Origin of the sequence: Paracoccus contaminans, from assembly GCF_002105555.1 — a bacterium.
GTDB lineage: Bacteria > Pseudomonadota > Alphaproteobacteria > Rhodobacterales > Rhodobacteraceae > Paracoccus > Paracoccus contaminans.
Map to the genome: position 1 here is coordinate 2545627 of NZ_CP020612.1, position 22009 is coordinate 2567635.

Annotated in this window: 20 protein-coding genes, 2 tRNA genes and 1 pseudogene; 13 read left to right on the forward strand and 10 right to left on the reverse strand. The window is 68.2% G+C overall.

Features of this window, described 5'->3' with window-relative positions:
- Nucleotides 1–10: 10 nt before the first annotated feature.
- Nucleotides 11–580: a superoxide dismutase family protein gene (locus B0A89_RS12080; protein WP_240558543.1), complete on the reverse strand. Its 570-nt coding sequence runs from the start codon at nucleotides 578–580 to the stop codon at nucleotides 11–13.
- A gap of 213 nt (nucleotides 581–793) precedes the next feature.
- On the opposite strand from B0A89_RS12080, the gene B0A89_RS12085 reads away from it, so the two are divergent.
- Nucleotides 794–1105: an ETC complex I subunit gene (locus tag B0A89_RS12085; RefSeq protein WP_085378369.1), complete on the forward strand. Its 312-nt coding sequence runs from the start codon at nucleotides 794–796 to the stop codon at nucleotides 1103–1105.
- Nucleotides 1093–1590, forward strand: coding sequence for a GNAT family N-acetyltransferase (locus tag B0A89_RS12090; RefSeq protein WP_240558544.1), 498 nt, complete (start codon nucleotides 1093–1095; stop codon nucleotides 1588–1590). The genes B0A89_RS12085 and B0A89_RS12090 overlap by 13 nt, the downstream gene beginning before the upstream one ends.
- Nucleotides 1591–1701: 111 nt before the next feature.
- Here the strand turns inward: B0A89_RS12090 and B0A89_RS12095 are convergent.
- The 3 genes from B0A89_RS12095 to B0A89_RS12105 form a co-directional block, all read right to left on the reverse strand.
- Nucleotides 1702–1778 (reverse strand) — tRNA-Arg (locus tag B0A89_RS12095).
- Between the two features lie 110 nt (nucleotides 1779–1888).
- Nucleotides 1889–2635 carry a Bax inhibitor-1/YccA family protein gene (locus B0A89_RS12100; RefSeq protein WP_085378370.1) on the reverse strand — a complete coding sequence of 249 codons (747 nt, stop codon included), beginning with the start codon at nucleotides 2633–2635 and terminating at the stop codon, nucleotides 1889–1891.
- 194 nt (nucleotides 2636–2829) lie between these two features.
- Nucleotides 2830–3831 carry an NADPH:quinone oxidoreductase family protein gene (locus B0A89_RS12105; RefSeq protein WP_085378371.1) on the reverse strand — a complete coding sequence of 334 codons (1002 nt, stop codon included), beginning with the start codon at nucleotides 3829–3831 and terminating at the stop codon, nucleotides 2830–2832.
- A gap of 153 nt (nucleotides 3832–3984) precedes the next feature.
- Here B0A89_RS12105 and B0A89_RS12110 point away from each other — a divergent pair, with 153 nt between their 5' ends.
- The 9 genes from B0A89_RS12110 to B0A89_RS12150 all read left to right on the forward strand — a co-directional run bounded on the left by B0A89_RS12110 (nucleotide 3985) and on the right by B0A89_RS12150 (nucleotide 14739).
- Nucleotides 3985–4341: a helix-turn-helix domain-containing protein gene (locus B0A89_RS12110; RefSeq protein ID WP_085378372.1), complete on the forward strand. Its 357-nt coding sequence runs from the start codon at nucleotides 3985–3987 to the stop codon at nucleotides 4339–4341.
- Nucleotides 4342–4443: 102 nt separating this feature from the next.
- Nucleotides 4444–5256, forward strand: coding sequence for an inositol monophosphatase family protein (locus B0A89_RS12115; RefSeq protein ID WP_085378373.1), 813 nt, complete (start codon nucleotides 4444–4446; stop codon nucleotides 5254–5256).
- 84 nt (nucleotides 5257–5340) lie between these two features.
- Nucleotides 5341–6726, forward strand: coding sequence for a magnesium transporter (gene mgtE / locus B0A89_RS12120; protein WP_085378374.1), 1386 nt, complete (start codon nucleotides 5341–5343; stop codon nucleotides 6724–6726).
- Nucleotides 6711–7289, forward strand: a complete 579-nt coding sequence (locus B0A89_RS12125; RefSeq protein WP_085378375.1) for a 5-formyltetrahydrofolate cyclo-ligase — start codon at nucleotides 6711–6713, stop codon at nucleotides 7287–7289. Before mgtE ends, B0A89_RS12125 begins: the two co-directional genes overlap by 16 nt.
- 395 nt (nucleotides 7290–7684) lie before the next feature.
- A complete protein-coding gene (locus tag B0A89_RS12130; protein ID WP_085378376.1) occupies nucleotides 7685–11320 on the forward strand; it encodes a vitamin B12-dependent ribonucleotide reductase in 3636 nt (1211 codons plus the stop codon).
- Between the two features lie 296 nt (nucleotides 11321–11616).
- Nucleotides 11617–12120, forward strand: coding sequence for a GIY-YIG nuclease family protein (locus B0A89_RS12135; RefSeq protein WP_169712167.1), 504 nt, complete (start codon nucleotides 11617–11619; stop codon nucleotides 12118–12120).
- Between the two features lie 137 nt (nucleotides 12121–12257).
- Nucleotides 12258–13922, forward strand: coding sequence for a formate--tetrahydrofolate ligase (locus tag B0A89_RS12140; RefSeq protein ID WP_085378922.1), 1665 nt, complete (start codon nucleotides 12258–12260; stop codon nucleotides 13920–13922).
- The gene (locus tag B0A89_RS12145) at nucleotides 13922–14389 is read left to right on the forward strand and encodes a GAF domain-containing protein (RefSeq protein ID WP_157115336.1); all 468 of its coding nucleotides are present in this window, start codon (nucleotides 13922–13924) and stop codon (nucleotides 14387–14389) included. Before B0A89_RS12140 ends, B0A89_RS12145 begins: the two co-directional genes overlap by 1 nt.
- The gene (locus B0A89_RS12150) at nucleotides 14380–14739 is read left to right on the forward strand and encodes a YigZ family protein (protein ID WP_240558545.1); all 360 of its coding nucleotides are present in this window, start codon (nucleotides 14380–14382) and stop codon (nucleotides 14737–14739) included. The genes B0A89_RS12145 and B0A89_RS12150 overlap by 10 nt, the downstream gene beginning before the upstream one ends.
- A 3-nt stretch (nucleotides 14740–14742) precedes the next feature.
- Here the strand turns inward: B0A89_RS12150 and B0A89_RS12155 are convergent.
- Nucleotides 14743–14818, reverse strand: a tRNA-Ile gene (locus B0A89_RS12155).
- Nucleotides 14819–14953: 135 nt separating this feature from the next.
- Between B0A89_RS12155 and purM the strand changes: the two genes are divergently transcribed.
- Both purM and purN read left to right on the forward strand, forming a co-directional pair.
- Nucleotides 14954–15997, forward strand: coding sequence for a phosphoribosylformylglycinamidine cyclo-ligase (gene purM / locus B0A89_RS12160; RefSeq protein WP_085378378.1), 1044 nt, complete (start codon nucleotides 14954–14956; stop codon nucleotides 15995–15997).
- 38 nt (nucleotides 15998–16035) lie between these two features.
- Nucleotides 16036–16581: a phosphoribosylglycinamide formyltransferase gene (purN, locus tag B0A89_RS12165; protein WP_085378379.1), complete on the forward strand. Its 546-nt coding sequence runs from the start codon at nucleotides 16036–16038 to the stop codon at nucleotides 16579–16581.
- Between the two features lie 55 nt (nucleotides 16582–16636).
- On the opposite strand, the gene B0A89_RS12170 is transcribed toward purN, so the two are convergent.
- The 5 genes and pseudogenes from B0A89_RS12170 to B0A89_RS12190 all read right to left on the reverse strand — a co-directional run bounded on the left by B0A89_RS12170 (nucleotide 16637) and on the right by B0A89_RS12190 (nucleotide 21998).
- Complete coding sequence (locus B0A89_RS12170) at nucleotides 16637–17980, reverse strand: branched-chain amino acid ABC transporter permease (RefSeq protein WP_085378380.1); 1344 nt, start codon at nucleotides 17978–17980, stop codon at nucleotides 16637–16639.
- A gap of 12 nt (nucleotides 17981–17992) precedes the next feature.
- Complete coding sequence (locus tag B0A89_RS12175; RefSeq protein WP_085378381.1) at nucleotides 17993–18994, reverse strand: branched-chain amino acid ABC transporter permease; 1002 nt, start codon at nucleotides 18992–18994, stop codon at nucleotides 17993–17995.
- A gap of 80 nt (nucleotides 18995–19074) precedes the next feature.
- Nucleotides 19075–19785 carry an ABC transporter ATP-binding protein gene (locus B0A89_RS12180; RefSeq protein WP_085378382.1) on the reverse strand — a complete coding sequence of 237 codons (711 nt, stop codon included), beginning with the start codon at nucleotides 19783–19785 and terminating at the stop codon, nucleotides 19075–19077.
- Between the two features lie 170 nt (nucleotides 19786–19955).
- Nucleotides 19956–20735: pseudogene (locus tag B0A89_RS12185) on the reverse strand (ABC transporter ATP-binding protein); the annotation flags it as partial.
- A 78-nt stretch (nucleotides 20736–20813) separates the two neighbouring features.
- Nucleotides 20814–21998 (reverse strand): ABC transporter substrate-binding protein, encoded by a 1185-nt coding sequence (locus B0A89_RS12190; protein WP_085378384.1) that lies wholly within the window; start codon nucleotides 21996–21998, stop codon nucleotides 20814–20816.
- Nucleotides 21999–22009 lie beyond the last annotated feature (11 nt).

Consider the following 22009-nt stretch of genomic DNA (forward strand, 5'->3'; position numbering starts at 1 on the left):
CCCTGATGCGTCAGCCGGCGGGCTGGAAGACCCCGCAGGCGATCCGGTCGCCGGCCTTGCCCGCAGGCTGCGAGACGTAATCGTCGGCCCCGCCATGCACGACAAAGGCAGCCCCGTCTGCGTCCGTCACCGCGGCAAGCTGGGTCGCGGGGATGAAGAACTCGGCCTTTGCCTTGCCATCGGCGTCGATTTCGATGTTGGGCAGATCGCCGGTATGCATCCCCTCCGCCGACAGCGCCCCGTGCTGCTTGCCGCCGGCCAGATGGCCCCCCGCGGTCTTGAAATCGGGGGCATCGCATTGGCCCGTCTCATGGATGTGAACGGCGTGGGGGCCGGGGGGCAGTCCGGCCAGATCCACCATGACATGCAGCGCCCCCGAAGGCGTCGCCGCGACAGTGGCGGTGCCCGCATCCTTGCCGGCTGCATCACGGATCGCGGCCGCCGCATGCTGCGCGGTGCCGCCGGCCGGTGATTGCGCATGGCCCAGCAGCGGGATAAGCGCGAGCGCCGCGCCCAGCATCAGGGCGCCGATCATCCCCGGAGCAGCCGGGGCGAGTGTACGAGCGAGGGCGCGGGACATGGGCATTCTCCTGTTTGCGACAGCAAGTGAACGCCTGTCCGGGCAGGCTGTTCCCGCCGCATGGCGCATCTGTCGGGCCGATGCGCCATGCGGCGCTGTCATTGCCCCAACAGCTTGCCGGGCTGCCTGGCCCCGCCGACATGCCGCGGCGCCTTGATTGCCGCGCCCGTCTGCGGCACAAACCGATCACCGTCCGTCGTCCAGGGGGAAGCCATGCCGGTCCGTATCTATCAGCCGTCCCGCAATGCGATGCAGTCCGGCACCGCCCGCACCAAGGGCTGGGTGATGGTGTTTCCGCATGACGAGCCGCGCGGCATCGATCCGCTGATGGGCTGGACCTCAAGCGCCGATACCCAGGCCCAGGTCAGCCTGCATTTCGACACGCGGGCCGAGGCCGAGACCTATGCCAAGGCGCAGGGCCTCGACTATGTCGTGACCGAGCCGCACCGGCGCGCGCCCAATGTGCGCCCCCGCGGCTATGGCGAGAATTTCTCGCCCGATCGGCGTGCGCCATGGACACATTAGAGCCGCCGATGCCGATGGCCATCACGATCGCGCCGGAACGGCCCGACCAGGATGATCTCGACCGGCTGTTTGATCGCCACAGCGCCTTTTGCCATGCGGATACCCCCCCTGAATCCATCCACATGATGGACCGCGCCGCGCTGGCCGCCGAGGGGATCGAGTTTCATGTCATGCGGCAGGACGGGCTTGCCATCGGGATGGGCGCGATCAAGCGGATCGGCGCGCATGAGGGCGAGATCAAGTCCATGCATGTCCTGAACGACGAACGGGGCAGGGGCCTTGGCCGCCGCATGGTCGATCACCTGATCGCCGCGGCGCGTGCGCAGGGCATGACCCGCCTGTCGCTGGAAACCGGCGCGCAGGACAGCTTTGCCCCTGCCCGCATGCTTTATGCCGCTGCGGGCTTCGTGCCCTGCGAGCCCTTCGGCGATTATCGCCCCGACCCGATGAGCGTGTTCATGACGCTGCCTCTTGCCCAGGCCTGAGGCAGCGCGGAACATTCTGCTTGGCCTGACCGGCAGCATACCGGGGCATCTTGGCCCCGTTGTGATGGCGCCCGCTATGGCCCGTGCTGGCCGCAGGCCGGCGCGGCGCGCTGGCGACCCCGGAAGGAATCGAACCCTCAACCTTGGACTTAGAAGGTCCCTGCTCTATCCAGTTGAGCTACGGGGCCGCGCTGGCCCCTGATTGCGCGAAATGGCGGCGGCACGCAAGCGGGACATGTCCCAACGCAAAGGGCCGGCGCAACGGCCGGCCCCAAGGCACCGCAGTGGTGAAACCCGATCAGTTTTCGCGCTGGCCCATGAAGCTCAGCAGGAAGGTGAAGAGGTTCAGGAAGTCGAGATACAGCGTCAGCGCGCCCATGATGGCCGACTTGCCGAGGAAGTCGTCACCCGAACCGGCCAGTTCCAGATAGGTGTTCTTGATACGCTGCGTGTCATAGGCGGTCAGGCCGGCAAAGATCAGCACCCCGATCACCGACACCGCAAAGGCAACCGCGTTCGATTGCACGAACAGGTTGACCAGCATCGCGATCATCAGGCCGATCAGCCCCATCACCAGGAAGCGGCCCACACCCGACAGGTCGCGCCGCGTGGTATAGCCATAGAGCGACAGCCCCGCGAAGCCGCCCGCCGTGGCAAGAAAGGTGGTGAAGATCGAGGCATCGGTATAGCGCAGGAAGATCGAGCTGAGCGAGGCGCCCATCGCCGCGGCGAAGGCATAGAACACCGCCGTCGCGCCCTGCACCGAAAGCCGGTTCAGCGCCGCGCCGAAACCCATCACCATCAGCAGCGGCAGGAACATGATGACCCAGCGCACCGGCGACATGTAGATCATGCGGCCGAAATCGGTCCACTGGCCGGGGCCGCCGGCCATCTCGGCAAAGCCCCAGGCGATGACGGCGCTGACGGCCATGCCGCCGGCCATCATCCCATAGACCTTGTTCATATAGGCCCGCAGGCCCTCATCATAGGCCGCTGCACGTCCCGACGTCGTAGCCGGGCGGCGGAGCGTGTTGAAGTCAGCCATGTCAATTCCTCTGCAAGGGCCGGCCGACGTGCCGGTCCACGGGGGGAATATCGGCAATGACCTGATGTTTTTCAAGCAGCCGGGCGCAGCGTTTCCGCCTTGCCGCGCAGCGGGCGGCGCCCCCCTTTACCGGGGCGCATGCGCCATCCTGCCCGCCCCGCCGATCAGGCCGGGCGCGGCAAGGGGCGCCGCCTTCATCCCCGCGCGGGGGCTGGTGCCGGCCCGGCCGGCTCGGGGGCGATCGACAGCACGACCTTGCCCACGACCCCGCGCCCGCGCAGCAGATCATAGGCCTGCGCGGCGTCCTCCAGCGGCAGGACGGTGGGGGGCGCGGGGCGCAGCCGCCCTGCCTCTTGCAAGGTCAGCAGCGCGTCGAGGCTGGCGCGCAGGCGCTCGGGCGCGAGCGTGCGATAGCCGCCCCAGTAGAACCCGTGGATCGCGATGTTCTTGACCAGCGCGTGGTTGAGCGGCAGGGCAGGCGGCTTTCCGGCCGCAAAGCCGATCAGCAGGTGCCGCCCGCCGTGGCGCAGCGCGCCGAAGGCCGCCTCGGCCGGCGCATCGCCAAGCGCATCATACAGGACATCGACCCCCCCCATGGCCCGCAGCGCCGCCCTCAGGTCGGCGGTCTCGGCGCTGTCGATCAGCTCGGCCGCGCCTGCGCGCCGCGCCGCCGCCAGCTTGCCCGCGCCGCGGGCCACGGCGATCACCCGCGCGCCCAGGGCCGCGCCGATCTCGACCGCGGTCAGGCCGACCCCGCCGCCCGCGCCCAGCACCGCAAGCGTCTGCCCGGCCGCCAGCGCGCCCGGCCCGGTCAGGGCCAGATGGCTGGTCCCATAGGCCACCAGAAAGCCGGCCGCCGCCTCCATCGGCATGCGGTCCGGGATCGGCACGCAGGCGTCCTGCGCGAAGACCCCCCGGTCGGCCAAAGTGCCCTGCCCGCTGACCGCCACGCGGGTGCCGGGGGCAAGGGTGGCGCCGGGTCCGGCGGCCTCGACGACGCCCGCCCCTTCGATCCCTGCCACGAAGGGATAGGGCGGGGTGTCCTGGTACCTGCCATCGACCATCAGCAGGTCGGCAAAGTTCAGGGCCGCTGCATGCAGGCGCACGCGCAGCTCTCCCTCGCCCGGCGCGGGGCAGGGCTGCGAGGCCAGTTCGGGCGGGGCGCCGGCCTGCGGGATGCGGATGATTCGATCCATGAACACTCCTTTCTGGTGCATGCGCAGCCTGCGGGGGGCGAAACCCGCGGCCGGGCCTGTCTTTTTAGACAGAGCCAAGCCCTTGGCACGCAATAGTTCTCGCTGATTGCGCCGGGGAAGGCTACTGCCCGTCCAGATTGCACGAGGTTTCCGATGAAGCACATTGTTGACGAGCATGTCGGGCAGCGCATCCGCCATCGTCGCTGGACGGTCGGCATGACCCAGCAGCAGCTGGGCGAGGCGGTGGGGATCAAGTTCCAGCAGATCCAGAAATATGAAACCGGCATGAACCGGGTGTCGGCATCGCGCCTGTGGGACATCGCCCGTGCCCTGGATGTTCCCGTCGCCTTCTTCTTCGAGGGGCTGGCTGATGCCTCGGCGCTTGAGGCAGAGCGCGGCGTTCTGGCCGACAAGGAGGCGCTGCAGCTTGTCCGGGCCTATTATGCCATCCCCGAGGCGCAGCGCCGGCAGATCTTCGAACTGGCGCGGGTGCTGTCGCAGGCGGCCTGACAGGGGCAGGGGCGGGGGTCTTGCCCCTGCTTGTCGGCTGGCGGCCGGGCGGCGGGGGCTGTAAAGCCGTGCTGATGCCCCTGCCAGCGCGAGGCCCTGCCGATGACGGACCCCCGACCGCCTCTCGACCCCCGTCTTGTCGCCGAGCTGCGCGCCACGGCGGCCGCGATGGCCGATGCGGCGCGCATCGAGACGCTGCGCCACTTTCGCAGCGATGCGCTGTCGCCCGACAACAAGCTTGCTGCCGGTTTTGATCCGGTGACCGAGGCCGACCGCGCCTGCGAGCGGGCGATGCGCGCCATTCTGGCCGCCCGCCGCCCGGACGATGCCATCGTGGGCGAGGAATACGGCACCGTGCCGGGCAGCAGCGGCCTGACCTGGGTGCTGGACCCGATCGACGGCACCCGCGCCTATCTGTGCGGCGCGCCAAGCTGGGGGGTGCTGATCGGTCTGGCCGATGCCGAGGGGCCGATCCATGGCATCATCGACCAGCCCTGGACCGGCGAGCGGTGGGAAGGGGGCCTGGGCGCCGCGCGCCTGTCTGCGCCGCAGGGCGAGCGGCCGCTGGGCGTGCGCCGCGGGGTGGAGCTTGACCGCGCGACGCTGATGACGACTTTCCCCGAGATCGGCACCCCCGACCAGGCGGCCGCCTTCCGGCGCGTGGCCGGCCGCGTCCGCCTGACGCGCTATGGGCTTGACTGCTACGCCTACGGGCTGCTGGCGCTGGGGCAGGTCGATCTGGTGATCGAGGCGGGCTTGCAGCCCTATGACATCGTGGCGCCCATCGCGGTGGTGCAGGCAGCCGGCGGGATCGTCACCGACTGGCAGGGCAATCCTGCGCATGGCGGCGGCTGCGTGATCGCCGCGGCCAGCGCCGAGCTGCACGCCGCGGCGCTGGCGATCCTGGCCGGCTGAGGGCGGCCGCGCGGCGTTGCCCCGCAGGCCCCGCGCGCCTATGGTCGCGCCGCGTTTGCCCCCTTGCCCAAGCCGAGTGCCGCCATGACCGAAACCCACCTGCGCGATTCCGACGACGAAGACGGCGATTTCGTCCCCGCCCGCGCGCTGGTGGCCGACATCGAGGCAGCGATCGACGCAGGCGACGGCGCGGTCCTGAACGCCCTGCTCGAGCCGGTGCACGGCGCCGACATCGCCGACCTCATCGAGCAGTTGAACCCGCAGCGGCGGGCGCGGCTGCTGCGCCTTTACTCGGGCGAGATCGATGCCGAGATCCTGACCGAGATCGACGATTCGATCCGCGAGGCGGTCATCGAGCAGCTGCCCCGCAAGGTCGTCGCCGACGCCGTGCGCGAGATGGACACCGACGACGTGGTGGACCTGGTCGAGGATCTGGACGCGCCCGAGCGCGAGGAGATCCTGTCCGCCCTTGACGCCGAGGACCGCGTCGCGGTCGAGCAATCGCTGACCTATCCCGAATATTCGGCCGGCCGCCTGATGCAGTCCGAGGTGGTGACCGCCCCCGAACACTGGACGGTCGGCGAGGCGATCGACTTTCTGCGCCGGGCCGAATGGCTGCCCGACCAGTTCTATCACGTCATCCTCGTCGATCCGCGCCGCCACCCGGTCGGCTATGTCACGCTGGGCCGGCTGCTGTCGGCGCAGCGGGCAACCCATCTGCGCGACATCACCGAGGACAGCTTTCGCACCATCGACGTGCTGCAGGAAGAAGGCGAGGTCGCCTATGCCTTCAACCAGTATCACCTGATCTCGGCCCCCGTGGTGGACGCGGACGAGCGGCTGGTGGGCGTCATCACCATCGACGACGCCATGGCCGTTCTGGACGAGGAACACGAGGAGGAGTTCCTCAAGCTCGCCGGGGTGGGCGAGGAATCCTCGCTGTCGGACGGGGTGGTTGAAACCGTGCGCCAGCGCGCGCCCTGGCTGCTGGTCAACCTGATCACGGCCAATCTGTCGGCCTTTGTCATCTCGCGCTTTTCAGGGACGATCGAGGCGATCGTGGCGCTGGCGGCGCTGATGCCGATCGTCGCCTCGATGGGGGGCAATGCGGGCACGCAGTCGCTGGCGGTCGCGGTGCGGGCGCTGGCGACCAAGGATCTGACCAGCTCGAACGCGGCGCGCGTCGTGCGGCGGGAAACCATCGTCGGCCTGATCAACGGGCTGATCTTTGCAGCCCTGATGGGGATGGCGGGATATCTGGCCTATGGCTCGCCCATGCTGGGGCTGGTGCTGGCGGCGGCGCTGGTCATCAACCTGATCGTGGCCGCGCTGGGCGGGGTGCTGGTGCCCCTGACGCTGGAAAGGCTGAATCTTGATCCGGCCCTGGCGGCAGGCACCTTTGTGACCACGTTGACCGACGTGATCGGATTTCTGGCATTCCTGGGGCTGGCGACATGGATCCTGCTTTAGACAAGGGCGCGCTGCGGGCGCGGGCGCTGGCCGCGCGGGCCGCGCAGGGCGACGGAGCGGCGCTGAGCGCCAATCTGCGCGCAGCCCTCGCGCCCTGGGCGGGCAAGGCGCTGGCCGGTTACTGGCCGATGCGGGGCGAGGCCGATCCCCGCCCCGCGATGGCCGCGCATGACGGCCCGGTATGCCTGCCCGTGGTGACTGGCCGGGCCGTGCCGCTGCTGTTCAGGCGCTGGCAGGGAGAGGCGCTGGTCCCCGGCGCGTTCGGCACCGCCCATCCCGATGATTCGATGCCCCAGATCATCCCCGAGGTGCTGATCGTGCCGCTGGTCGGGTTTGATTCGGCGCTGAACCGGCTGGGCTATGGGGGCGGGTATTACGACCGGACCCTTCAATTGCTGCGTGCGGCCCGCCCCACGGTGGCGATCGGCCTGGCCTGGGCGGCCCAGCAGCTGCCCGCCCTGCCTGTCGAGCCGACGGACCAGCCGCTCGATGCCGTTGTCACCGAGCGTGACTTTTTTGCAAGGGCAGGATTTCCGGCCGGGCCTGCCGGGCAGCCGGGATAAGCATGTGGACAGATCCGGGACGGTCAGGGACGCGCGCCGCTAAGGCTGCGAAGCGGTGTCATAATCCCGCATCCACCCGGATTTGCCCCGTATCGGGACGGCCCGGCATGGCCTCGAGTCGGCGCCGTCCGGGGGCGCGACGCGCAGCTTCTGTCAATCGGCTTTTCGATGTTCGCCCCCAAATATTGTCCTTGAACCGTCCGCCCGCTCGCTTCAGATAGTGTGCACTGCGCCGATACAGCACCAGATGTTGTGGACGCAGCACGAGACGAGCAGACAGCCTTACGCACCCGGCGATCCCTTGCGGGATGCCGGCCCGCAGCCCCGCAGGCCGGGCCGGGCGGCGCCATGCGCAGCAGCGGGCCGGACAGCGACAGACGAGAGGAACGGGACGGATGAAGATCGAACGGCGGTTCACCAGCAACGAAGGCGGCGCTTACGGCGGCGTCGTATTCCGCACCACCACCTCGGAAATCCGCAATCCCGATGGCACCGTGGTGTTCCGCAACGAGGCCGTCGAAGTCCCCGAAGGGTGGAGCCAGGTCGCATCCGACGTGATCGCCCAGAAATATTTCCGCAAGGCCGGCGTTCCCGCCGCGCTGAAGCGCGTGCGCGAAAAGGGCGTGCCCGAGTTCCTGTGGCGCTCGGTCCCCGACGAGGCGGCGCTGGCGGCCCTGCCCGAAGCCGATCGTTTTGTCGGCGAAACCTCGGCGCGTCAGGTGTTCGACCGCTTGGCCGGGGCCTGGACCTATTGGGGCTGGAAGGGCGGCTATTTCACCGCCGAGGATGATGCCCGCGCCTATTATGACGAAATGCGCCACATGCTGGCCCGGCAGATGGCGGCGCCCAACAGCCCGCAGTGGTTCAACACCGGGCTGCACTGGGCCTATGGTATCGACGGTCCTTCGCAGGGCCATTTCTATGTCGATTACCGCACCGGCGAGCTGGTCAAGTCCGACAGCGCCTATGAACACCCCCAGCCTCATGCCTGCTTCATCCAGTCCGTCGCCGACGATCTGGTGAATGAGGGCGGCATCATGGACCTGTGGGTGCGCGAGGCGCGGCTGTTCAAATACGGCAGCGGCACGGGCACCAACTTCTCCTCGCTGCGGGGCGAGGGCGAAAAGCTGTCGGGCGGCGGCAAGTCCTCGGGGCTGATGGGGTTCCTCAAGATCGGCGACCGCGCGGCGGGCGCGATCAAGTCGGGCGGCACCACGCGCCGCGCGGCCAAGATGGTGATCTGCGACATGGATCACCCCGACATCGAGGCCTTCATCAACTGGAAGGTGATCGAGGAACAGAAGGTCGCCAGCCTCGTCGCCGGCTCGAAACAGCACGAAGCCAAGCTGAACGAGATCTTTGCCGCGATCCGCCAGTGGGACGGCAGCGCCGAGGGCGCGACCGATCCGGCGCAGAACACGGCGCTGAAGGCCGCCATCCGGTCGGCGAAAAAGGCGATGATCCCGGAAACCTACATCAACCGGGTTCTGCAATACGCGCGGCAAGGCTTTGATTCCATCGAGTTTCCGACCTACGACACCGACTGGGACAGCGAGGCTTATGCCAGCGTCTCGGGCCAGAACTCGAACAACTCGGTCCGTGTCACCGACGCCTTCCTCAGGGCGGTGCGCGAGGATGCCGACTGGGCGCTGATCCGCCGCACCGATGGCAAGGTCGCCCGCACCATCAAGGCGCGCGATCTGTGGGAACAGGTCGGCCATGCCGCCTGGGCCTGCGCCGATCCGGGCATCCAGTTCCACGACACCGTCAACGCCTGGCACACCTGCCCGGCGGACGGGCCGATCCGGGGGTCGAACCCCTGTTCGGAATACATGTTCCTGGATGACACCGCCTGCAACCTGGCGTCCATGAACCTGCTGACCTTCCTGCAGGACGGCAAGTTCGATGCGGACGGCTATGTTCACGCCACGCGCCTGTGGACGCTGACGCTGGAAATCAGCGTGCTGATGGCGCAGTTCCCGTCCAGGGAGATCGCGCAGCGCAGCTATGATTTCCGCACCCTCGGGCTCGGCTATGCCAATATCGGCGGGCTGCTGATGAATCTCGGCCTTGGCTATGACAGCGACAAGGGCCGGGCGCTGTGCGGGGCGCTGACCGCGCTGATGACCGGCGTCGCCTATGCGACCTCGGCCGAGATGGCGGGCGAGCTGGGGCCGTTCCCCGGCTATGCCCGCAACGCCGACGCGATGCTGCGGGTGATCCGCAACCACCGCGCCGCCGCCTGGGGAACCGGCAGCTATGAGGGCGTGAACGTCAATCCGGTCGAACTGGACGTGGAGAACTGCCCCGATCCGCGGCTGGCCGCCATGGCGCAGGCCGCCTGGGACGAGGCGCTGAGCCTGGGCGAGGAGCATGGCTTCCGCAACGCCCAGACCACGGTGATCGCGCCGACCGGCACGATCGGCCTGGTCATGGACTGCGACACCACCGGGATCGAGCCGGATTTCGCCCTGGTCAAGTTCAAGAAGCTGGCGGGTGGCGGCTATTTCAAGATCATCAACCAGTCGGTTCCTGCCGCGCTGGAAACGCTGGGCTATCCTTCGGCCCAGATCGAGGAGATCGTCGCCTATGCGGTCGGTCATGCCAGCCTCGGCAACTGCCCCGGCATCAACCATGCCGCGCTGGTCGGGCACGGCTTCGGCCCGCGCGAGCTGGAAAAGCTGGACGCGGCCCTCGCCAGCGCCTTCGACATCCGCTTCGTCTTCAACCAGTGGACGCTGGGCGAGGCGTTCTGCAAGGGCGCACTGGGCATCCCGGCCGACAAGCTGGCCGATCCGTCCTTCGACCTGCTGCGGCATCTTGGGTTCACCAGGGCGCAGATCGATGCGGCCAACGACCATGTCTGCGGCACGATGACGCTGGAAGGCGCGCCCTTCCTGAAGGCGGAACATTACAGCGTCTTTGACTGCGCCAATGCCTGCGGCAAGAAGGGCACGCGCTATCTGTCGGTGGACAGCCACATCCGCATGATGGCGGCGGCGCAAAGCTTCATCTCGGGCGCGATCTCCAAGACGATCAACATGCCGAACACGGCCACGATCGAGGATGCGCTGGCGGCCTATGAGCTGTCCTGGAGCCTCGGGATCAAGGCCAATGCCCTTTACCGCGACGGCTCCAAGCTGTCGCAGCCGCTGGCATCGGCGCTGGTTGCCGATGACGACGAGGCCGCCGAGGTGCTGGAATCGGGCAGCGCGCAGGAAAAGGCGGCCGTCATCGCCGAGAAGATCGTCGAGCGGATCATCGTCAAGGAGGCCGTCCGGTCGAACCGCGAAAAGCTGCCCGCGCGGCGCAAGGGCTATACCCAGAAGGCGATCGTGGGCGGCCACAAGGTCTATCTGCGCACCGGCGAATATGACGATGGCAAGCTGGGCGAGATCTTCATCGACATGCACAAGGAAGGTGCCGGCTTCCGCGCGATGATGAACAACTTCGCCATCGCGGTGTCGGTCGGCCTGCAATACGGCGTCCCGCTGGAGGAGTTCGTGGACGCCTTCACCTTCACCCGCTTCGAACCTGCGGGCATGGTGCAGGGCAACGACAGCATCAAGAACGCGACCTCGATCCTGGACTATATCTTCCGGGAACTGGCGGTCAGCTATCTGGACCGGACCGACCTTGCGCATGTCAAGCCGAACGGCGCCAGCTTTGACAGCCTGGGCGGCGGCGAGGCCGAGGGCCGGCCCGAACTGGCCTCGGCCTCCGAGGGGGTTGCGTCCAAGTCTGTCGAGCTGCTTCGCCAGATCAGTTCGACCGGCTATCTGCGCAAGCGCCTGCCGCAGGAGCTGATGGTGCTGCAGGGGGGCGTCTCGACGGTGGCGGTGTCGTCCAGCCTGGCCGAGACGCAGGCGAGCTATGAGGTCGGGGTGGCGGTCGCGCTGGACCCGCGCGCCAAGGCCCGGATGCAGGGTTACGAGGGCGACCCCTGCGGCGAATGCGGCAACTACACGCTGGTGCGCAACGGCACCTGCATGAAGTGCAACACCTGCGGCGGCACCTCGGGCTGCAGCTGACAGGGCCGGGACGGCAAGCGCCGTCCTGACCCATGCCCTGCCTCTGGCGGCCGCAGGGTTTCCCCTCGATCCAGGGGAAACCCCGTGGCCGCCGGGCAATCCGGCGCGGCCTTGTGCGCTCGCCTTGGGGAACGCGCGCCACAGGGCTGGTCCAGGGACATCCGGGGGCACCGCCAGAGGGCGGTTGCATCCCGCGCCGCGCGGGGGGGATTGCGGCAGCGCCGGTTTCCGCTTAGCGCGGAGTCCGGCCCATGACATGGTGGCCCGAACGACACCGCGCCCCAAGATTTCCTGTCATGGACCACCTTTCCGCCATTCTTCTGATCCTTGCTGCGCCGATCGTCGGCGGCATGGCAAGGGACGCCGCCACGTCCTCGGCACCCGCATTGCAGACGGGCCGGGTCCGCTGGCTTCACAAGCCCCGGAACCGTCCCGCGCTTTACGTGATGCGCCTTGAGGCCGACCCTTCGGTCTTCAAGGTCGGCTATACCGCCCGGCGGGTCGAGACGCGGGCCAGCGAGATCGCCGCGGTCCGCGGTCCGGTGACGGTTTCCGCCGTGATCCGGATGCCCCATGCCTATGCGGCCGAACAGCTTGCCCATCGCAGGCTGCAACGGACCAGGGGCATCCGCCCGCTGGGGGGCGAATGGTATCGCCTTGTGGACGGGCGGCGCGACAGACCCGAACGGCTGGCCCTGTCGGCCGCACGATCGGTCCGCAACCGCTCGCGCATCAGGTTTTCCTGGCCCGACGGGGCGGCGCTGAGGATATTGCGCCCCGATGGGGGCGATCACGCGTGATCCCTCCGCGGCGCCCCAGGGCCCTGCGCATCGGGACGGGCGCCCGGATGCCGGGCAGGATCATCGCAGCGGCGGTGCCTGCCTTTTCGGCGCGGCCCGCAGGCTATAAGGACGGGGCGCGACCAACGGGGACCATCATGCTGACCGACATCGAGATCGCCCGCGCGGCCGCCAAGCGGCCCATCGCCGAGATCGCCGCCAGACTGGGGATCGGGGCAGAGGGCATCCTTCCCTATGGCCATGACAAGGCCAAGATTTCGCCCGAGGTCATCGCCGGGCTGGGGGGGCGGCCGATGGGCAGGCTGGTCCTTGTCACCGCGATCAACCCCACTCCGGCGGGCGAGGGCAAGACGACCACCACCGTCGGCCTTGGGGACGCGCTGAACCGCATCGGCCAGCGTGCCACCATCTGCATCCGCGAGGCGAGCCTTGGCCCCAATTTCGGCATGAAGGGCGGTGCCGCGGGCGGAGGGCGGGCGCAGGTGGTGCCGATGGAGGACATGAACCTTCACTTCACCGGCGATTTTCATGCCGTCACCAGCGCCCATAACCTGCTGGCGGCGATGATCGACAACCACATCCACTGGGGCAACGCGCTGGACATCGATCCGCGCCGCATCACCTGGCGGCGGGTGATGGACATGAACGACCGGGCCTTGCGCGACGTGGTGCTGGGCCTGGGCGGGCCGGCGAACGGGGTGCCGCGGGAAAGCGGCTTTGACATCACCGTCGCGTCCGAGGTGATGGCGATCCTGTGCCTTGCGGGCGACCTGGCCGACCTGCAGGACCGGCTGCGCCGGATCGTCGTTGCGCGCAGCCGTGCCGGGCGGCCGGTCACCGCCCGCGACCTGCATGCCGACGGCGCCATGACCGTCCTGCTGCGCGATGCGCTGCAACCCAACCTGGTGCAGACGCTGGAAAACAATCCCGCGCTGGTCCATGGCGGGCCTTTCGCCAATATCGCCCATGGCTGCAATTCGGTGATCGCCACGCGCACGGCGCTGCGCCTGTCGGACTATGTGGTGACCGAGGCCGGCTTCGGCGCCGATCTGGGGGCCGAAAAGTTTCTGGACATCAAGTGCCGCAAGGCAGGGTTGGCCCCGGAAGCGGTGGTGTTGGTCGCCACCGTCCGCGCGCTCAAGATGAACGGCGGCGTTGCCAAGGCCGACCTTGCGGCCGAGGATGTGGACGCCGTGCGCCGCGGCGCCATCAACCTGACGCGGCATATCCAGAACCTGCGCGGCTTCGGCCTGCCGCTGGTGGTGGCGGTCAACCACTTCGCCACCGATACCGAGGCGGAAATCGACGCCCTGACCGAGGCCGCCGCGGCCGAGGGGGTGCGTGCCATTCAGTGCCGCCACTGGGCGATGGGCGGCGCAGGCGCCGAGGATCTGGCGCGCGAGGTTGTGCGCCTGGCCGGCCAGCCGTCCGATTTCCGCCTGCTCTATCCTGATTCGATGACGCTGTGGGACAAGATCGTGACCATCGCCACCCGCATCTATCGCGCCGGCCATGTCGAGGCATCGCCCGCCGTCCGCCAGCAGCTTGCCGAATGGCAGGCCGATCACGGGCATCTGCCGGTCTGCATGGCCAAGACGCCCTACAGCTTTTCGGCCGATCCCGCGGCACTGGGCGCACCCGAAGGCTTTGCCTTGCCCGTGCGCGAGGTGCGCCTGGCGGCGGGGGCGGGCTTTGTCGTGGCCATCTGCGGCGACATCATGACCATGCCGGGCCTGCCGCGCGAGCCGGCGGCCAACCGCATCCGCCTTGATGCGGCCGGCAATGTCGAGGGGCTGTTCTGATGGACGATCTGGCAATCGCGCTGGCATCCGCCGATCCTGCCGCCGCGCTGCCTGCCTTCGAGGCGCTGGTTCAGGCCCGCGTGGGCGCGCGGCTGTTCACCATCATGCGATTCGATGCGGCAACAGGCCTCAGCCGCCGCATCTGGACCAACGCCCCCGAGGTTTATCCGGTCGGCGGGGAAAAGCCGCTGCCGGACAATGCATGGACCGGCCATGTCATTCATCAGCGCAGGGATTGGGTCGCCAACACCCCGGACGAGGTTGCGGCGATGCTGTTTGATCATGAAACCATCGCCCGCCTGGGTTGCGGCGCGGCGCTGAACATGCCCGTGGTGGTGGCAGGCGAGGTGCTGGGCACGGTGAACCTGCTGGACGCGGCGGGGCATTTCACGCCCCAGCGGCTGGCCGCGGCGCGCGCCCTGCGCGTTCCTGCGGCCGCGGTGATGATGCGTGCGGCGTGGCGCTGACCGTCTTTGACCGCATCATCGCCGATCGCGGATCGGTCTATGCCGTGTCCGGCGGACCGGCCTTGGGCCGCGCCGCCGTTGATGCGGCGCTGGCCGAGCTGAAAACCCAGCGCCGCTTTGCCAGGGCAACCCACAACAGCTGGGCTGCCCGCCTGGGCGGGGCGGGGACAAAGGCCGATGACGGCGAAGCCGGGGCAGGGGCGATCATCCTGCGCATGATGGAAACCGAGGGGCTGGACGATCACCTGATCATCGTCACCCGCTGGTATGGCGGCAAGCACCTGGGCGGCGATCGCTTTCGGCACGTCATCGGCGCGGTGCGGCACTATCTTGCGCACCGGCCGCGCTGATCGTGGTAGGGCCGGAGGGACTTGAACCCCCAACCAAGGCGTTATGAGCGCCCTGCTCTGACCATTGAGCTACAGCCCCGCCCCTTTCGCCTAGTCATCCGCCGCGCCGGGGTCAAGCGGGCGCAGAGCCGGGCGGGCGGGGCGGCACAAGTCGGCGCGTTGCCTGCCGGGCCCCCTTGCGCTATCTGGGACCAGCCCTAGCCGGAGAGCCGCCATGACCGACAAGACCGCCCTAAGCTATGCCGACGCTGGCGTGGACATCGATGCGGGCAATGCGCTGGTGGACCGGATCAAACCGGCCGCCAGGGCGACCGATCGTCCGGGCGTGATGTCGGGGCTTGGCGGCTTTGGCGCGCTGTTTGACCCGCGCGCGGCCGGCTATGCCGATCCGGTGCTGGTGGCGGCGACCGACGGGGTGGGCACCAAGCTGCGCATCGCCATCGACACCGGGCGGGTGGACGGCGTCGGCATCGACCTCGTGGCGATGTGCGTCAACGACCTTGTCTGCCAGGGGGCCGAGCCGCTGTTCTTCCTGGATTACTTCGCCACCGGCAAGCTGGCCGTGGAACAGGCCGCGCAAGTGGTCGAAGGCATTGCCGAGGGTTGCCGGCGATCGGGCTGCGCGCTGATCGGGGGCGAGACGGCCGAGATGCCGGGCATGTATCAAGCGGGCGATTTCGACCTGGCCGGCTTTGCCGTGGGCGCGATGGAACGCGGGTGCCACCTGCCGCAGGACGTGGCCGAGGGCGACGTGCTGCTGGGCCTTGGCTCGGACGGGGTTCATTCCAACGGCTATTCGCTGGTCCGCCGCATCGTCGAACGCACAGGGCTGGCCTGGGACGCGCCATCGCCCTTTGGCAAGGGAACGCTGGGGCAGGGCCTGCTGGCGCCGACGCGGCTTTACGTCAGGCCGGTGCTGGCGGCGATCCGGGCAGGGGGCGTGCATGCTGCCGCCCATATCACCGGCGGCGGCATCACCGAGAACCTGCCGCGCGTCCTGCCCGAAGGCATGGGCGCCGAGGTGGATCTGGACAGCTGGCAGGCCCCGCCGGTGTTCCGGTGGCTGGCCGAGGAAGGGCGCGTGCCCGAAGGCGAGATGCTCAAGACCTTCAACTGCGGGATCGGCATGATCCTCGTGGTTGCGCCGGACCGGGCCGGGGCCCTGGCCGAACAGCTGCGCCAAGAGAGTGAGCAGGTGGTGCCGCTGGGCACGGTCGGCGGGGCTGCCGGCGTGCGCTATGCCGGGGCACTGTGGTAAGGCGCGTCGCGATCCTGATTTCGGGCGGAGGGTCGAACATGCTGGCCTTGGCGGCCAGCATGACGGGCGATCATCCGGCGCGCCCGGTGCTGGTGCTGTCGAACGATCCGGGTGCCGCGGGTCTGGGCCGCGCGGCGGCCCTGGGCATCCGCACGGCTGCGGTCGATCATCGCCCTTTCGGCACAGATCGCGCGGCCTTCGAAGCCGCGCTTTTGCAGCCGCTGCTCGCCGCCCGGCCGGACATCGTCTGCCTTGCCGGCTTCATGCGCATCCTGACACCCGCTTTCGTGGACCGCTTTGCCGGGCGGTTGCTGAACATCCACCCTTCGCTGCTGCCGAAATATCCCGGCCTTCACACCCATGCCCGCGCCATCGAGGCAGGCGATGCCGAGGCGGGGGCAACGGTCCACCTAGTCACGCCGGTGCTTGATGACGGCCCGATCCTGGGCCAGGCGCGGGTGCCGGTGCTTGCGGGTGACACGCCCGAGACGCTGGCGGCACGGGTGCTGGTATCGGAACACCGGCTCTATCCGGCGGTGCTGCGGCGCTATGCCGCTGGAAACGCCGAACGGATCGATCTCTAATTCTTCTGCACGCAAATATCCCGCGGGGGTCCGGGGGCGCGAAGCCCCCGGTTTCTCAGCGCTCGGGCAGCAGCCCGCGCGGCGCAAAGCGCAGCACCAGCAAAAGCACCAGCCCCATCGCGACGAAGCGCATCTGGGGCGCGCTTTCGATCAGATGCGATCTCAGCGCCCCTTCCGGCAGCGGCAGGGTAACCAGCCCCATCAACGCCGGCCCCCACACCTCGGCCTTGATCCACAGGAACCAGATCAGCAGCGCCCCCAGCACCGCCCCCCAGTTGTTGCCCGATCCGCCGACGATCACCATGACCCAGATCAGGAAGGTGTGCCGCAGCGGATTATAGCCGCCCGGCGCCATCAGCCCGTCCATCGTCACCATCATCGCGCCCGACAGCCCGATCACCGCCGAGCCGAGCACGAACAGCTGCAGATGGCACCGCGTCACGTCCTTGCCCATCGCCCGCGCCGCCGTCTCGTTGTCGCGGATCGCCCGCATCATCCGCCCCCAGGGCGAATGCAGCGCCAGCTCCGACAGCAGGATCAGCGTCAGCAGGATCGCCACGAAGATGGCCAGATAGCACAGCTTGACATAGATCCCCGAGGCCGTCGCCACATCCATGCCCCAGCGCGCGGCCGCGGCGACGAAATCGGGATCGGATTGCAGCCCCAGTTCATAGGGAACAGGCCGGGGGATGCCGGTCATGTTCAGCACGCCGCGCGCCAGCCATCCTTCGTTCTTGAGAATGGTGACGATGATCTCGCCGATCCCCAGCGTCGCAATGGCCAGATAATCCGAGCGCAGCCCCAGCGCGACCTTGCCCACGCCCAATGCCGCCAGCGCCGCAAAGCCCATCCCCACAGGCCAGCTGAGCAGAACCGGCAGGCCCAGTCCGCCGATATTGCCCGCCTTGGCGGGGTTGTTCGCCTCGATCGCGGCGACGGCGGGATCAAAGATCGCGCGCGTCACGACATAGCCCGCGATCAGGATCAGGGCGGGCACCCATAGCCGGGCCATCTGGCCCAGGCGCCGCCCCGCGGTGACCGCCAGAATCAGCGTGACCAGCCCTGCCGCCAGGGCCAGCGCCAGCCGCGGCCCACCCGCCGCCCAGGCCCCCGCGACCGGCGGGGTCGAGACCAGCACCGGCGCCAGCCCCCCCAGCGCCACGAAGCCCACGACCCCGGCATTGAACAGCCCGCCATAACCCCAGGTCATGTTGACGCCCAGGGCCGTGATTGCCGAGATCAGACCGACATTCAGAATGGCCAGCGCGCTGTTCCACGAGCCCGAGAACATCGCATTGGACAGGCTGCCCTCAAGAATGAACAGCGCGGCCAGCGCCCCGAACAGCAGCGGCGCGCGCCACGGGCCGGCCGGGGCATCCGCCTGACGGGAATTGGACATCGGCCCCCTCGCTCAATAGGCCTTGCCGCGGAACAGCCCGGTGGGGCGGACCAGCAGCACGACGATAAGGATGACAAAGCTGATCGCCAGCTTGTATTCGGTGCCCAGCATCTGCAGCAGGCCGGCAGGCTCGAACCCCAGATATTCGGCGATCTTCTTCCACGGATAGGTCAGCGCGACCTCGGAAAAGGCGATCAGGAACCCGCCGGCGATCGCGCCCAGCGGGTTGCCGAGGCCGCCCACCACGGCCGCCGCAAAGACCGGCAGCAGGATCTGAAAATAGTTGAACGCCTTGAAGGACTTGTCCAGCCCATAAAGGGTTCCTGCCAGCACGCCCAGCGCGGTTGCGATGATCCATGTCAGGCGCACGACCCTGTCCGGGTCGATCCCCGACAAAAGCGCCAGATCTTCGTTGTCGGCATAGGCGCGCATCGCCTTGCCGGCGCGGGTCCGGTTCAGAAAGACAAACAGCGCCCATACCGCCGCCGCCGCGATCACCAGGGTGATCGCCTGCGTGGTGCGCAGTGACAGCCCTTCGGCAAGGCCGCTCCATCTCTTGAAGTCGGCGACCGAAATGACAAAGCGCGCGCCATCGGCGAACTGGATCTCTCCGACCCCGATGACCAGGCGGGTCAGGCCGTTCATCACGAACATGACGCCGACCGACGCCATGACAACGACGATCGGTTTGGCCCGCACCCGGCGATAATAGCGATAGACCCAACGGTCGGTCAGCAGCACCAGCGCGGCCGTGGCCGCGATCGCCGCGGGCAGGGCCAGCAGCGCCGTGGGCAGCGGCCCAAGCCCGACACCCAGCGATTGCAGCAGCCACGTCAGCAGGATGCAGATCGCGGTGCCGAAGGCCATCGTGTCGCCATGGGCAAAGTTCGAGAAGCGCAGGATGCCATAGATCAGCGTGACCCCCAGCGCGCCCAAGGCAAGCTGCGCGCCATAAGCCGCAGCGGGGATCACCACGAAATTGAGGATCGCGACCAGCGCGTTCAGCATGTCCATCAAAGCCTTCCCCCAGGGCTGCAGGCAAGGCCCCGCGCCATGTCGTCTGCGGCATCGCCCTCCCTGGCGGTTGTCATGGATCAGCCCCCCAGGAAGGTGCGGCGCACCTCGGCATCAGCCATCAGTTCGGCCCCCGTGCCGGTATAGCGGTTGGCGCCCTGCACCAGAACATAGCCGATATCGGCGATTTCCAGCGCCTGACGGGCATTCTGTTCGACCATCAGGATGGATATGCCGGTGCGGGCAATCTCGATGATACGGTCGAACAGCTCGTCCATGACGATCGGGCTGACCCCGGCGGTCGGCTCGTCCAGCATCAGCAGCTTTGGCCGCGTCATCAGGGCGCGCCCCACGGCAACCTGCTGGCGCTGGCCCCCCGACAATTCGCCCGCGTTCTGGCGGCGTTTGCCGGCGATGGCGGGGAACAGGTGATAGACCTGTTCCAGCGTGGCGCGGAAATCGTCACTGCGGATGAAGGCGCCCATCTCAAGGTTTTCCTCGACCGTCATGGTCGGGAAGACATTGCCAAGCTGGGGCACAAACCCCATTCCGCGCCGGACCCGGTCCTGGGGGGACAGGGCCGCGATGTCCTGGCCGTCCAGCAGAACGGTTCCCTCGCGCAGGCTTACCATGCCAAAGACGGCCTTCATAGCGGTGGACTTGCCCGCGCCGTTCGGGCCGACGATCACGGCGATCTGGCCAGGGTCAACGATCAGGTCGCAGCCGTTCAGGATGTCGGCCTTGCCATAGCCGCCGCGCATCCCGGTCGCGGAAAGAAAAGCCTGGCTCATGGGCGCTGTTCCCCGCTTGCCGGATCGTCGCCCTGGGCTGCCAGCCATGGCCGCCCGTCCAGCCGCCGGCCGGGGGCCGCCCCGGCGGGCCGGCCGTCGCCGCCCTGACCAGCCTCGTCGCCAAGGCCCGGCTGGGCGCCATGCGCCTCGCCCAACTGTGTTTCCTCGGCAGCCTCGACCATGACCTTGTTCTTGAGGCCGCGGCCCAGATAGGCCTCGACCACCGCCTCGTTCGCCATGATCGAATCGGCCGGCCCCTCGGCCAGCACCTTGCCCTCGGCCATCACGATGACCGGGTCGCACAGCTTGCCGATGAAATCCATGTCATGTTCGATCACGCAAAAGGTATAGCCGCGCTCGCGGTTCAGCCGCACGATTGCATCGGCAATGGTCATCAGCAGCGTGCGGTTCACGCCCGCGCCAACCTCGTCCAGGAAAACGATCTTGGCATCGACCATCATGCAGCGGCCCAGCTCCAGCAGCTTTTTCTGCCCGCCCGACAGGTTGCCGGCCTTTTCCTCGGCGACGTGGCTGATTGTCAGGAAATCCAGCACCGCATCGGCGCGGGCGCGCAGCGCGCGTTCCTCGCCGGCAATGCGCTTGCGGCCGAACCAGCTGTTCCACAGCACCTCGCCCGTCTGTCCGCCGGGGACCATCATCAGGTTCTCGCGCACCGTCATCGAGGAAAACTCGTGCGCCATCTGAAAGGTGCGCAGCAGCCCGCGGTGAAACAGCGCATGGGGGGGCAGGCCGGTGATATCCTCGCCGTCCATGATGACGCGCCCCGAGGTGGGCGGCAAAACGCCCGCGATCACGTTGAACAGGGTCGATTTGCCCGCCCCGTTCGGGCCGATCAGCCCGGTGATCGAGCCGGTGCGGATCGTGATGCTGGCACCGTCCACGGCGCGAAAGCCGCCGAAATGCCGGTGCAGGTCATGGACCTCGATCATTCGTACCCCGTTCCTGTATCGCCCCGTGCCCGGCAGGGATGGCTGCCCCTGCCGGGCACGGTCCGGCGGCCTGCGCGGTCAGCGGAAGCCCACGGTATTCTGCTTGCCGCCCTTGAAATCAACCTCGCGATAGGTGCCGGCGCTTTCGCCCGGTTCGACGAATTCGACGGCGCTGGCGCCGACATAGTCGATGTCCTTGCCTGCCGCGATCAGCTCCAGCGCCTTGGCCAGCTCGCCGGCCATGATCTTTTCGCCGGGCGCATTGGCGATATCCATCACCTTGTCCTTGTAGAGCTTCGGGTCGGTGGAGCCGGCCGCCTGCATCGCCATGATCAGCAGCGCCGCCGCGTCATAGGCTTCGCCCGAGAACACGGCGCTGCCGTCAAAGCCGGCCGTCTTTGCGGCGGCCAGATAGCGGTCATGGCTTTCCCCTTCGGACGAAGGCATCTGGCCGAAGGATTTTTCCAGGTCGGCCCCGAACTTGTCCACGAGGGCCTGCGTGATCATGCCATCGACAAAGACGAAGCTGTCAAAGGCCCCGGCATCCAGCGACCCGCGCACGATGCCCGATCCGCCCTGATCGACATAGCCGGCCACCACCAGCGCCTCGCCCCCCGCCGCCGCCAGCGCGCCGACATCGGCGGAATAGTCGGCCTTGCCGTCATCATGGGCCGCAACGATGGTGATCTTGCCGCCCTTCTTTTCGAATGCGGTGCGGAACGACTCGGCCAGGCCCTTGCCGTAATCGTTATTGGTATAGGTCACAGCGACGGTCTTGATGCCGCGGCTGAGGATGATGTCGGCCATCACCTCGCCCTGGCGGGCATCCGATGGCGAGGTGCGGAAGAAAAAGCCCCTGTCCTCGATCGTCGTCAGCGCGGGCGAGGTGGCCGAGGGCGCGATCATCACCATGCCGTTCGGCACGGCCACCTTTTCAAGGCTGGCGATGGTTTCGCCCGAGCACATCCCGCCCACGATGCCGCTGACCTTGTCCGAGGTCACCAGCCGCTCGACCGCGGCGACCGAGGCGGCGGCGTCCGAGCAGGTGTTGTCGGCCTGCACGACGCTCAGACTGTCGCCCTTCAGGAACTTGCCCGAGCCGGTCGCCTCTTTCGCGGCCAGCTCGACCCCCTTCAGCATCGGCGGGGCCATCGATTCCAGCGGCCCGGTAAAGCCCAGCGAGACGCCGATCTTGACATCCGCGGCCATCGCCCCGCCTGCGCCAAGCGCGAGGGCAGCGGCACCCATCAGAAAACGGTTCATCTTCTCTCCCT

What these genes read in the sequence shown, in the direction of transcription:
- mgtE (WP_085378374.1), top strand. Translation starts at nt 5,341, where the DNA reads ATGACCGAAACCCACCTGCGCGATTCCGACGACGAAGACGGCGATTTC.
- purM (WP_085378378.1), top strand. Translation starts at nt 14,954, where the DNA reads ATGACCGACAAGACCGCCCTAAGCTATGCCGACGCTGGCGTGGACATC.
- B0A89_RS12085 (WP_085378369.1), top strand. Translation starts at nt 794, where the DNA reads ATGCCGGTCCGTATCTATCAGCCGTCCCGCAATGCGATGCAGTCCGGC.
- B0A89_RS12170 (WP_085378380.1), bottom strand. Translation starts at nt 17,980, where the DNA reads ATGTCCAATTCCCGTCAGGCGGATGCCCCGGCCGGCCCGTGGCGCGCG.
- B0A89_RS12105 (WP_085378371.1), bottom strand. Translation starts at nt 3,831, where the DNA reads ATGGATCGAATCATCCGCATCCCGCAGGCCGGCGCCCCGCCCGAACTG.
- B0A89_RS12090 (WP_240558544.1), top strand. Translation starts at nt 1,093, where the DNA reads ATGGACACATTAGAGCCGCCGATGCCGATGGCCATCACGATCGCGCCG.
- B0A89_RS12115 (WP_085378373.1), top strand. Translation starts at nt 4,444, where the DNA reads ATGACGGACCCCCGACCGCCTCTCGACCCCCGTCTTGTCGCCGAGCTG.
- B0A89_RS12110 (WP_085378372.1), top strand. Translation starts at nt 3,985, where the DNA reads ATGAAGCACATTGTTGACGAGCATGTCGGGCAGCGCATCCGCCATCGT.
- B0A89_RS12180 (WP_085378382.1), bottom strand. Translation starts at nt 19,785, where the DNA reads ATGAGCCAGGCTTTTCTTTCCGCGACCGGGATGCGCGGCGGCTATGGC.
- B0A89_RS12190 (WP_085378384.1), bottom strand. Translation starts at nt 21,998, where the DNA reads ATGAACCGTTTTCTGATGGGTGCCGCTGCCCTCGCGCTTGGCGCAGGC.
- B0A89_RS12080 (WP_240558543.1), bottom strand. Translation starts at nt 580, where the DNA reads ATGTCCCGCGCCCTCGCTCGTACACTCGCCCCGGCTGCTCCGGGGATG.
- B0A89_RS12140 (WP_085378922.1), top strand. Translation starts at nt 12,258, where the DNA reads ATGCTGACCGACATCGAGATCGCCCGCGCGGCCGCCAAGCGGCCCATC.
- B0A89_RS12145 (WP_157115336.1), top strand. Translation starts at nt 13,922, where the DNA reads ATGGACGATCTGGCAATCGCGCTGGCATCCGCCGATCCTGCCGCCGCG.
- B0A89_RS12175 (WP_085378381.1), bottom strand. Translation starts at nt 18,994, where the DNA reads ATGGACATGCTGAACGCGCTGGTCGCGATCCTCAATTTCGTGGTGATC.
- B0A89_RS12100 (WP_085378370.1), bottom strand. Translation starts at nt 2,635, where the DNA reads ATGGCTGACTTCAACACGCTCCGCCGCCCGGCTACGACGTCGGGACGT.
- B0A89_RS12125 (WP_085378375.1), top strand. Translation starts at nt 6,711, where the DNA reads ATGGATCCTGCTTTAGACAAGGGCGCGCTGCGGGCGCGGGCGCTGGCC.
- B0A89_RS12130 (WP_085378376.1), top strand. Translation starts at nt 7,685, where the DNA reads ATGAAGATCGAACGGCGGTTCACCAGCAACGAAGGCGGCGCTTACGGC.
- purN (WP_085378379.1), top strand. Translation starts at nt 16,036, where the DNA reads ATGCTGGCCTTGGCGGCCAGCATGACGGGCGATCATCCGGCGCGCCCG.
- B0A89_RS12135 (WP_169712167.1), top strand. Translation starts at nt 11,617, where the DNA reads ATGGACCACCTTTCCGCCATTCTTCTGATCCTTGCTGCGCCGATCGTC.